Here is a 10,885-nt window from a genome sequence, read left to right as displayed (position 1 = left end):
CGACGCTCCTCGTCCATCACACCAACCTTCAGGGTGAACCGCTCCAGACCCAACAGATCCTCCACCGCACCGAACAGGTCGTTGGTGAACGCAACCTCCTCCGGGCCGTGCTGCTTCGGCTTCACAATGTAGATCGAACCATTACGGGAGTTACGCAGCGGGTTGTTCTCATCCAGACCCGGGATCGCAGCAGCCGAAGTAATAACGGCATCCATGATGCCCTCGAAAATCTCCTCACCATTCTGATCCAGGATCGCCGGGTTCTGCATCAGGTGGCCAACATTACGCACGAACAGCAGGGAACGACCGTGCAGACGCAGCTCCTGACCATCACGGGAGGTAAACACACGATCCTCGTTGAGCTTACGGGTGAAGGTCTTGCCGCCCTTCTCCACTTCCTCAGTGAGGTTGCCGGTGTTCAGACCCAGCCAGTTGCGGTAGCCCAGGGTCTTGTCGGTTGCGTCGACGGCGGCGACGGAGTCCTCGAAGTCCATGATGGTGGAGACTGCGGATTCGAGGTTCAGGTCCTTCACACCGGCCTTGTCGGTCTTGCCGATCGGGGACTCCGGGTCGATCTGAATGTCGATGTACAGGCCATTGTTGTACAGCAGGATGTCAGTCGGGTTGGCCTTGTCACCGCCGAAGCCCGCGTAGACCTCCGGGTTGCGCAGGTGCACATCATTACCGTCGACGGTGGCGGTCAGCTGGCCGGACTCGACAGCGTACTTGGTGACGTCCTTGTGGGAGCCAGACTCCAGCGGCACAACGCGATCCAGGAACTCACGGCCCCACTCGATGACCTTGTCACCACGAACCTTGTTGTAACCAGTGCCCTTCTCCTGACCGTTCTCCTCAGAGATCGCATCGGTGCCGTAGAGGGCATCGTACAGGGAACCCCAGCGGGCATTCGCTGCGTTTAGTGCGAAGCGGGCGTTCAGGATCGGCACCACCAGCTGCGGACCGCCGGTCGTGCCGACCTCCGGGTCGATGTTCTGGGTCGTAATCTCGAAGTCGCCCGGTTCGTCGACCAGGTAGCCGATCTCCTTCAGGAAGGCCTTGTACTCCTCCGGATCCTGAGCACCCTTGTGCTCCTCGTACCAGGCGTCCATCTTCTTCTGCAGCTCGTCGCGAGTGTTCAGCAGCTCACGGTTACGCGGGGTGTACTCCTCGACGATCTTGCCGAAGCCATCCCAGAACTTCTCCTGCTCCTCGGCGGAATCCTTGCCGATAACGGGAAGTACCTCAGTGTTAACAAAGTCGTAGAGAGTCTTGGCAACCTGAAGGCCGCCGGCCGTTACGCGCTCGGTCTGGGTCATAGTGACGTGGCTCCTCACATATCAATCGATTTACCTATTTAAAGGTCTCTATCCTCAAAGACTAGGTGAGTTCCCTCACGATCGGTATGAAGTTGGTCATAGATCGCACTTTTCCCACCCCCACCGAAGGGGACTATCGGGCAAGGTAGCGCTTCTCTTTCTTTTTGACGCCACGAGTGAACCCGTGGCGCACCACACCTATAAGCGCAGCAAGAGAGCCACATCACGTTCTGACGTTAAGGCGTCACTTAGAAACAGCGTGGAGGAAAACTTTACAACATTCACAAAAAAGGGAGTCACCCCCACACAGAAATATCCGCCTGACCGGCATTGACGTGGTTATTTAGGTTGGTACTCTCGTAGGTAGAGACACGGAACGCAGACTTCACCTAGGCTGCACTGGAAAGTGCTGTCGAGGTTCTCGAATATGCGGCTCGGTGTCCCCCCGCCAGGAACCCCCGGGCAGGGACCAAGACATAACTCTCCCCTTAATGAGTAAGGAAGTGACCCCCTACATGTCGAACGTCGGCAAGGCACGTACCGCTGAAGAAATCCAGAAGGACTGGGACGAGAACCCCCGCTGGGCTCACGTCGAGCGCGATTACACCGCAGAGCAGGTCGCAGAGCTGCAGGGCACCGTTGTTGAAGAGCACACCCTGGCACGCCGCGGCGCTGAGATCCTGTGGGAAGCAGTCAACAAGGGTGACGACTCCTACATCAACGCCCTGGGCGCCCTGACCGGTAACCAGGCCGTTCAGCAGGTCCGCGCAGGCCTGAAGGCTGTTTACCTGTCCGGTTGGCAGGTTGCAGGTGACGCTAACCTGTCCGGCCACACCTACCCCGACCAGTCCCTGTACCCGGCGAACTCCGTTCCGTCCGTCGTTCAGCGCATCAACAACGCGCTGTCCCGCGCAGACGAGATCGCTCGCGTTGAGGGCGACACCTCCGTTGACAACTGGCTGGTTCCGATCGTTGCCGACGGCGAGGCTGGCTTCGGCGGCGCACTGAACGTTTACGAGCTGCAGAAGGCCATGATCAAGGCCGGCGCTGCAGGTACCCACTGGGAGGACCAGCTGGCCTCCGAGAAGAAGTGTGGCCACCTGGGCGGCAAGGTCCTGATCCCGACCCAGCAGCACATCCGTACCCTGAACTCCGCACGTCTGGCAGCTGACGTTGCCAACACCCCGACCCTGGTTGTCGCTCGTACCGACGCTGAGGCCGCTACCCTGCTGACCTCCGACGTTGACGACCGCGACAAGCCGTTCCTGACCGGCGGCCGCACCGCTGAGGGCTTCTACAACGTGCAGAACGGCATCGAGCCCTGCATCGCCCGTGCGAAGGCATACGCTCCGTACGCTGACCTGATCTGGATGGAGACCGGCACCCCGGACCTGGAGCTGGCTAAGAAGTTCGCTGAGGCTGTTCGCTCCGAGTACCCGGACCAGCTGCTGGCTTACAACTGCTCCCCGTCCTTCAACTGGTCTGCACACCTGGACGACGACACCATCGCCAAGTTCCAGAACGAGCTGGGCGCAATGGGCTTCAAGTTCCAGTTCATCACCCTGGCTGGCTTCCACGCTCTGAACCACTCCATGTTCGACCTGGCTTACGGCTACGCCCGCAACCAGATGACCGCTTTCGTGGAGCTGCAGAACCGCGAGTTCGCTTCCGCCAAGGAGCGCGGCTTCACCGCTGTGAAGCACCAGCGCGAGGTCGGTGCTGGCTACTTCGACAAGATCGCCACCACCGTCGACCCGAACTCCTCCACCACCGCCCTGAAGGGCTCCACCGAGGAGGGCCAGTTCCACTAAGCCGCTTGCTTCCAAGCGCTAGGAACTAGCTGCGCGAGCTGAAAAGCCCGCACACTACTTAAGCCCGGTCAGCACGAAAGTGCTGGCCGGGCTCTTTCTCTTTTCTGACAAGCAGTTACTACGGATGAAGCCGATGGCAACTTCGCCAATGCCCCAAAGCCACCGAATATACTGGTGAACACCATGGGAAAACCGACTGAACGCACATCTGAACCCACATCTGAACGCAGACCCGAACGCGCCCCTGAAAGCAACACCGAACGCCCCTTCGTCGGCTCCCGCCTTCGCCAACTACGCAAGGAACGCGGAATCTCCCAGGCCCGCCTCGCCGAGATCCTGGACCTCTCTGCCAGCTACGTGAACCAGATCGAGCACGACGGGCGCCCGCTGACCGCCGCCGTGTTGGAGCGCATCACCGCCGCCTTCGGCATCGACCCAACCTTCTTCGCCGACCAAGACTCCACCCGCCTACTGGCGGAAGTCCAGGACGTCACCCTGGACCCGGAGATCAGCCCCACCCCGGCGGACGTCACCGAGCTCGCAGCACTGGTGAAGAACCACCCGGACCTGGCCCGCGCCTTCGTGGATCTCCACTCCCGCTACCGGAATGTCTCGGACACCCTCTCGCTGCTCACAGAGGAGCGTGTGCAGGGCTCCGCCATCCTCTCCATCACTCCCAAGGGTGAGCTCTTCGGCCGGGCCTCCGGGCCAGAGGCGTTCTCCATGCCGCACGAGGAGGTCCGCGATTTCTTCTACGCCCGGCAGAACTATATCGATGTTCTGGATGTAGCGGCGGAGAAGTTGGCGTCCAAAATAAACATCGGGGCGAACCAGATACACCACACAGAACAGATCATCGCCGAACGGCTACAACAGGTGCACCAAGTGCAGGTGATTTACTCGCGCGACCTGGGCGATACGCAGCACAAGTTCGACCCAAAGCGAAAGACTCTCCACGTGTCGGCGAAGATGCGCCCCGGGCAGATCGCATTCCGACTGGCCACCGAACTGGCGTTCCTGGAGGCGGGCACGACCATCAACTCGCTGGTGGAGCTGGGGCACTTCCAGTCCGAGGAATCCCGCGCGCTCGCCCGGCGCGGCCTGGCCAGCTACTATGCCGCAGCACTGCTACTGCCCTACCGGCAATTCCACAGCTCCGCGGAGGAATCGCGCTACGACCTCGAGTTCCTTATGCGCGAATACGGCGTGGGCTACGAGACGGTCTGCCACCGCCTCTCCAGCCTGCAGCGCCCCAGCCTGCGCGGGGTGCCCTGGACCTTCGTGCGCGTGGACCGTGCGGGCAACATGTCCAAGCGCCAGTCGGCGACGGGCCTGCACCTTTCCAACTCCGGCGGCACGTGCCCGCTGTGGAATGTGTATGAGACGTTTAGCTATCCGGGCAAGATCATGCGGCAGATCGCGCAGATGCCAGACGGGAGAACCTACCTGTGGATCGCGCGCACCGTGAACCACCACCGTGCGGCATGGGGCCAGCCGGGGAAGATGTTCGCCATCGGGTTGGGCTGCGAGCTGCGGCACGCCGACCGGACGGTGTATTCGGACGGGTTGGACCTAGAGGACACGTCCGCGGCAGTGCCGATCGGCTCCGGTTGTCGGCTGTGCCCGCGCGATAACTGCCCGCAGCGCGCGTTCCCGCCGATCCACCGCTCGTTGGAGATCGACCCGCACCGTTCGAGTGTGTCGCCCTACTAGCTTGTGCCCCAACTAGCGCTAGTCGCCGTCGAAAAGCCCGACGATCTGCCTGCGCTGTAGCTCTCGGCGGTTATATGTGGCCTCGCGCACCGATTCGTCGGTATCGAAGCTCGAGCCGAGGGCCCCGCCGAGGGTGCCTAGTGACGCCGCAAACCATGCCAGCGTCAAATAATCCAGCGGCGTGATAGTGGAGTTCACTCGGCTTTCGAAGAAGGGCACCGGCACAACGGCGGCGCTGACCAGCAGCATCGTCAGGTAGATCAGGGCATACACGCCTGTCGCGGAGATCAGTACCGTGCCGGTGGTGGCCAGGTTATCCATCCGGGCGCGCCACCACTCCACGCTGTCGGAGGAAGCCTGTGTGGAGGTCGCATCGGCGCCGACGCTCAACACGGACGGTTCCGGCTTGCGGCTATAGCCCCCGTTCCACAGGCCGTTTTTGTAGATCAACCAGAAGGTCAGCAGGGTGATGGACAAGACGGTAATCATAATCTGCCGCCACGAGCTGATCAGGTAGGACATCTCCCACACCGAACCGTAGAAGATGCCGAAGCCGCCGGTGGCCACTCCTGTGGCCAGGCAGCTAGAGAGCACCTTGATCAACTGGCCGGGGCGGTTGCCGCGGATCATCCCCAGCAGCAAGCGCAGGGTTCGTCCGCGGCCTTCAAGCACGCGGGTGGTATCGGCCTCTACGTCGCCGCCCTCGATCTCGTCTACGCCCTTTTCGCGCTGGCCGGCTCCGGCGTGCTTGCCGCAGACCAAGCGCGACAGCTCCTGCCGCAGCCCCTCCTTGGCGCGCAGCAGGCCGAAGGCGGGCAGGCACAGCATGGTGGCCTTGCCCTGCTCGACGGTCTGGCTGATTACCGGCCTGCGGGTGGTCAGCGGCAGGTCGGTGATGTACACCAGGCGGTCCCAGCCGTAGTCGCGCAGGATTCCGGGGGCGGTGTCAGCGAGCCGGACGTTGCCGAACTCGTCCATCGGCAGCGTTCCGGTGCGGAATTCGAGGATGGGTTTGGTCCCGGAGACGTGATTCTCCGAGGCCTTAGCTAGCTGTTGCAGCATGGCGCGTACGCGCACCGCTGGCAGTCCTCGGTCTGCCAGCAAGCCAATCTTCTCTGGCAAGTCTGGGCACCAATCGTGGCAGGGGGAGGGATTCGGAGGGATTTGCTCGAAATCCTACTCTACCTGCGCCTTAACAGGGAAATGCTGGCTGCTTAACGCAAAACCGGCCCGCGCCTTCCGGGAGGGGAGCTTCCGGGAGAAGCTTCCGGTACAGGCGCGGGCCGGCCAGTGAGCCGATGAACCCAACTAGAGGTTGATCATGTGGCCGCCGGCGATGCCGTGGGCGGCCTCCTTCATGGCCTCCGACAGGGTCGGGTGCGTGTGAACGTTGCGGGAGATCTCCTCGGCCGTCAGGTCGAAGCGCTGCGCCAGGGTCAGCTCCGGCAGCAGTTCGGAGACGTCCGGGCCGACCATGTGGGCGCCCAGCAGCTCGCCGTACTCAGCGTCTGCCACCAGCTTCACAAAGCCCACCGCGTGGCCCAGGCCCTGTGCCTTGCCGTTGGCGGTGTAGGGGAAGGTGGCGACCTTCACCTCGCGGCCTTCCTCCTCTGCCTTCTTCTTGGCTGCTTCCTCGGTGTAGCCGAAGGATGCGACCTGCGGGAAGCAGAAGGTGGCGCGCGGCATCATCTGGTAGTCGCCGAGCAGCTCGGTCTCCTCGCCTGCGATGATCTCAGCGGCAACCACGCCCTGTGCTTCGGCGACGTGTGCCAGCTGCAGCTTGGCAGTGACATCGCCAATGGCGTAGATGTGCGGAACGCTGGTGCGCATCTCGTCGTCGATGTCGATTGCACCGCGCTCGGTCAGCTTCACGCCGGTGTTCTCCAGGCCGAAGCCCTCCACGCGGGGAGCGAAGCCGATGGAGACCATCACGCGGTCTGCCTTCAGGGTCTCAGTCTTGGAGCCGTCGGCGGACTCGATGTCCACCTCCACGCCCTTGCCTTCGCCCAGGTCGCGGACGGCGGTGGTCTTGTGACCGGTCTTCAGGGTCACGCCCAGCTTCTTGTATGCGCGAGCGATTTCCTTGGAGACGTCCTTGTCCTCGTTCGGCAGGACGCGATCCATGAACTCAACGACGGTGATGTCCACACCGAAGTTGGACAGCACGTAGGCGAATTCCATGCCGATGGCGCCAGCGCCGATGATGACCATGGAGTCCGGCTTGTTCTCGTCCAGGATCTGCTCTTCGTAGGAGACGATGTTGCCGCCCAGCTCTACGCCCGGCAGGGACTTAACAACGGAACCGGTGGCGATGATGCAGTTGTCGAAGGTGATGGTCTTGCCTGCATCGTCGCCGTCGGAGACCTCGATGGTCTTGTCGTCTACAAAGTTGCCGCGGCCGTGGATCTCCTGAATCTTGTTCTTCTTCATCAGGTAGTGCACGCCCTTGACGATGTTGCCCGAGACCTTGCGGGAGCGCTGGTGCGCGACCTTGAAGTCCATCGAGATGTTGTCGCCGGTAATGCCGTAGGTCTTGGCTTCCTTGGTGATGGTGTGCGCAAGTTCGGCGTTGCGGATCAGCGCCTTAGAGGGGATGCAGCCCACGTTGAGGCATACGCCGCCCCAGTACTGCTTTTCGATAACGGCGGTCTTCAGACCCAACTGAGCGGCGCGAATCGCCGCCACGTATCCGCCAGGGCCTGCTCCGAGTACTACTACGTCAAAATGTTCTTTAGCCACAAGTCCCAAGGGTACTTAATGTTTGTCGCTCGTGTTTGTCGGGCTCGTCTTGCTCTTGGTCCCGCCCTTTCTCTTTCTTATTGACGCCACCCGCCTCCCCTTAGGCGCACGTCCCCACTTTGTACCCGCTTTTGGGTTTAATGGAGAAAGTTTTTCCTCCTTTGGGTTCCCAAAATTCCCGCAGATTAGGTAAAGTCTCCTGTGTCCTTAGAGATTTGCTGTGGATTTCTTGAATATTCCCCGAATATCCACCGAAAACACCCTGCAGGTCTTTTTCACACATTCGACTGAGTACCTCACGCCCCGGGCGAGAGTTACTGACGTTTCCCCAGCGTGCCCACAGAAGGATCAATTCTATGAAGCGAAGCATCGTCCGCACTCTCGCCGCTGCCACGGCTGCGATCGCCCCGTTCGCAACCGTTGCGGTCACCGCACCGGCCACCCAAGCCGCTAGCGTCTCCGCCACCCAGAAGGCAGACGGCATCGCGCCGGCAACGCTGAAAATGAACTCCACGACTCCGAACCAGCCGGAGGATTCCACCACGTGGCGTAAGAACATCAAGTACTGGAACAACCAGGGCTTCGACAACGTGCAGGAAGTCTCCGCGTACTCCCCGTCGATGAAGCGCCACATCCCGCTGGTCGTCATCCAGCCGAAGGACAAGGCAAAGCGTGACAACGCCCCGACCCTGTACATGCTGAACGGCGCAGACGGTGGCGAAGGCATCGCCAACTGGCTCCGCCAGACCGACATCGTCACTTACTACGGCGGCAACGAGGACGCCAACAAGGGCACCGTCAGCCCCGGCATTGGCGCCAACATCGTGATCCCCATGAGCGGTGCATACTCCTACTACACCGACTGGATCACCGAGCCGAACACTCCAGCGATCAAGGGGCCGCAGAAGTGGGAGACCTTCCTGACCCGCGAGCTGCCGCAGGCCATCGAGCCGGCGCTGAAGGCTAACGACAAGCGCGCGATCGCCGGCATGTCCATGACCGGCACCACCTCCCTGCTGTACGCGCAGCACCACCCGGGCTTCTACGACTCCGTCGGTTCCTTCTCCGGCTGCGCTGCAACCACCACGGGTCTGACCCCGCAGTTCATCAACCTGGTTCTGAACCGCGGTGGCACGGACTTCACCAAGATGTGGGGTCCTGTCAACGGTGAGGTTGCTCGCGACAACGATGCTCTGATCAACGCTGAGAAGCTGCGTGGCCAGAAGAACATCTACGTTTCCACCAGCTCTGGGTTCCCCGGCGAGCACGACATGCCATGGTCCGAGCGCGTGAACGGCCAGCTGTCCTCCGCAGCTCCGGTGATCTTCGAAGGCGCCGTCATCGAGGGCGCCACCAACGCCTGCACCCGCGACCTGGCTCGTAAGACCAACTCGCTGGGCATTCCGGTGAAGTACAACTTCCGCCCGGCCGGCACCCACCAGTGGGGCTACTGGCAGGATGACCTGCGCGGCTACTGGGGCGACCTGGTTGCCGGTCTGGGCACCGACGTCAAGCGCCCGCCGCTGGAGCCAACCAAGCCGATCTCCCCGGAGGACTTCTGGGAGGGTTCCACCGCGGGCTCCCGCTAGTTCTCAGGCGCTCTCACGCAGCGCCAGATAACAACACAACCAGATAAAACAACACTTCCCCCGCCACAGACCACCTCCGTGGCGGGGGTTGTCCTATGCAGATAGTAGTGTGCCTTACATGAAGCAATCCCAACAGCAGCCTCGTCCTTTTCGCAGCTCCCCCATCGCCGGAGCTCGGGATGCCTACACGGGCGTGGACTTCAACCTCGGGTTCCACGTACTGCGCTACGACCTGCAGCTGGACTACGACGTTGAACCCAACCACCTGCGCGGCGTGGCCCGCCTGGCGGTCGAGAACTACCGTCCGTTGAAAACCATGACGTTAGACCTGGCCAACAATCTCGCTGTCAACCGCGTGGAGGTCACCGGCCACGGGGCGGCTGCCAACAACGACGCGATGAAGATCCGTCGCTTCCGGCACAACGGCAACAAGCTTTCGATCACTTTCGCAGAGGAGATTGCCGAGGATCAGTCCTTCGACCTGACCATCAAATACGGCGGCTACCCGCGCCCGCTGCGCTCCAAGTGGGGCGAGGTCGGCTGGGAGGAAACCGATGACGGAGCCCTGGTGGCAGGCCAGCCCAATGGCGCCCCCAGCTGGCTCCCCTGCGACGATACGCCGGACGAAAAGGCGATGTTCCGCGTGGCCATCACCGCCCACCGGGACGTCACCGCCATCGCCCACGGCACCCTGGTGGAGCAGTACAGCAAGGGCAACAACACCACCCGGGTGTTTGAAACCAACTATCCGATGGCCACCTACCTGGCCGCAGTGTACGTCGGTCCCTTTAGGCGGGTCGATTTCCGCAGCGCTGAGCTCGGCCGCAAGACCGTCCCGGTATTCGGCTGGCTCCCCGAAGGCACGGAGCACGCCAAGCGGGTCCGTGAGCTGGTCAACGAGGATTTCGGCCAGCAGACGGAGATGGTCGAAGTCTACTCGGAGCTCTTCGGCTCTTACCCCTTTCCGGAATACTCCGTGGTGGTCACGGACGAGGAGATGGAGATTCCCCTGGAAGCCCAGGGCATGAGCATGTTTGGCTGCAATCATGCCGATGGCAAGCACACCTGGGAGCGCCTGATCGCCCACGAGCTATCCCACCAGTGGTTCGGCAACTCCGTCGGCCTGGTCGAGTGGCGGGATATTTGGCTCAACGAGGGCTTCGCCTGCTATTCCGAGTGGCTGTGGTTCGAAAAGTCACAAGGCATCCCCGCCTCCCACCATGCATGGGCGCACCATCAGGCGCTCGCGGAGAAGCCACAGGACATCCTGCTGATCGACCCCGGTGCGGAAGATATGTTCGACGACCGGCTGTACAAGCGCGGAGGTGTGACCGTCCACGCCCTGCGCGTGCTACTGGGTGACGAGGCGTTCTTCGACATGGTTAAGCGCTGGACCACGCAGCACCGCATGGGGTTGGTGGAAACGCGCGACCTGGAGAACCTAGCAAGCACCGTCGCCGAGGAAAACGGTGTGGCCCGAAGTGAGGTGCAGGGGCTGTTCGACCGCTGGTTGCGTCACCAAGAACTGCCCGACTTCCCAGGCGACGAGGGCATCGAGCTCAGCGAGGAGCAGCTACGCGATCTTCCCGCGGGCCCCGCCGCGGAAATGGTCGATGCTTCCGGGCCGGCGCGTGCCGTGGATGCGCTGAAGCGCGTTGGGCAGCGGCTCGGCGAGCTCGGCGAGAGGCTGCAAGACTAGCCCTTCCTGGGCCGTCGG

7 protein-coding genes are annotated in these 10,885 nt (G+C 62.1%); 4 read left to right on the top strand and 3 right to left on the bottom strand.

What is annotated here, in order from left to right; genetic code table 11:
• On the bottom strand, nt 1-1,316 hold a 1,316-nt coding region (locus HMPREF3166_RS04140; RefSeq protein WP_083293813.1), incomplete at its 3' end, for a malate synthase G.
• A 515-nt stretch (nt 1,317-1,831) separates the two neighbouring features.
• Between HMPREF3166_RS04140 and aceA the strand changes: the two genes are divergently transcribed.
• Together aceA and ramB are read left to right on the top strand one after the other, a co-directional pair.
• Nucleotides 1,832-3,127 carry an isocitrate lyase gene (gene aceA / locus HMPREF3166_RS04135; RefSeq protein WP_035002935.1) on the top strand — a complete coding sequence of 432 codons (1,296 nt, stop codon included), beginning with the start codon at nt 1,832-1,834 and terminating at the stop codon, nt 3,125-3,127.
• Nucleotides 3,128-3,310: 183 nt separating this feature from the next.
• The gene (gene ramB / locus HMPREF3166_RS04130; RefSeq protein ID WP_049048851.1) at nt 3,311-4,840 is read left to right on the top strand and encodes an acetate metabolism transcriptional regulator RamB; all 1,530 of its coding nucleotides are present in this window, start codon (nt 3,311-3,313) and stop codon (nt 4,838-4,840) included.
• An 18-nt stretch (nt 4,841-4,858) separates the two neighbouring features.
• On the opposite strand, the gene HMPREF3166_RS04125 is transcribed toward ramB, so the two are convergent.
• On the bottom strand, nt 4,859-5,962 hold the full coding sequence (locus HMPREF3166_RS04125; protein WP_246816922.1) for a hypothetical protein: 1,104 nt from the start codon (nt 5,960-5,962) through the stop codon (nt 4,859-4,861).
• Nucleotides 5,963-6,148: 186 nt separating this feature from the next.
• On the bottom strand, nt 6,149-7,579 hold the full coding sequence (gene lpdA / locus HMPREF3166_RS04120; RefSeq protein WP_070487799.1) for a dihydrolipoyl dehydrogenase: 1,431 nt from the start codon (nt 7,577-7,579) through the stop codon (nt 6,149-6,151).
• Between the two features lie 356 nt (nt 7,580-7,935).
• Here lpdA and HMPREF3166_RS04115 point away from each other — a divergent pair, with 356 nt between their 5' ends.
• Together HMPREF3166_RS04115 and HMPREF3166_RS04110 are read left to right on the top strand one after the other, a co-directional pair.
• On the top strand, nt 7,936-9,168 hold the full coding sequence (locus tag HMPREF3166_RS04115) for an alpha/beta hydrolase (protein ID WP_070487798.1): 1,233 nt from the start codon (nt 7,936-7,938) through the stop codon (nt 9,166-9,168).
• 118 nt (nt 9,169-9,286) lie between these two features.
• Nucleotides 9,287-10,867, top strand: coding sequence for a M1 family metallopeptidase (locus HMPREF3166_RS04110; RefSeq protein ID WP_070487797.1), 1,581 nt, complete (start codon nt 9,287-9,289; stop codon nt 10,865-10,867).
• Nucleotides 10,868-10,885: the final 18 nt, after the last annotated feature.

Origin of the sequence: Corynebacterium sp. HMSC08A12 (assembly GCF_001807485.1) — a bacterium.
Taxonomy (GTDB): Bacteria; Actinomycetota; Actinomycetes; order Mycobacteriales; family Mycobacteriaceae; genus Corynebacterium; species Corynebacterium evansiae.
This window is presented reverse-complemented; position numbering and strand designations above follow the sequence as displayed.